Here is a 288-nt window from a genome sequence, read left to right on the forward strand (position 1 = left end):
ATGGGCGCCGGCTGGTTCCCACCGGGCATGCTCGGCATCGGCATCGGCGGCACCGCCGAGAAAGCCGCCGTCATGGCCAAGGAAGTGTTGATGGAATCCATCGACATCCACGAACTGAAGAAGCGCGGCCCGTCCAACCGTATCGAAGAGATCCGCCTGGAGCTGTTCGAGAAGGTCAACCAACTGGGCATCGGCCCCCAGGGCCTGGGTGGCCTGACCACCGTGCTCGACGTGAAGATCGTGGATTACCCGACCCACGCTGCTTCGTTGCCGGTGTGCCTGATCCCG

The 288-nt window shown here is 63.9% G+C and carries 1 protein-coding gene; it reads left to right on the forward strand.

From position 1 onward, the window contains the following. A partial coding sequence (locus tag BK665_RS33280) for a fumarate hydratase (RefSeq protein ID WP_148053278.1) occupies positions 1–288 on the forward strand: 288 nt, incomplete at both ends.

The organism is Pseudomonas frederiksbergensis (assembly GCF_003732665.1).
Lineage (GTDB): Bacteria > Pseudomonadota > Gammaproteobacteria > Pseudomonadales > Pseudomonadaceae > Aquipseudomonas > Aquipseudomonas frederiksbergensis_G.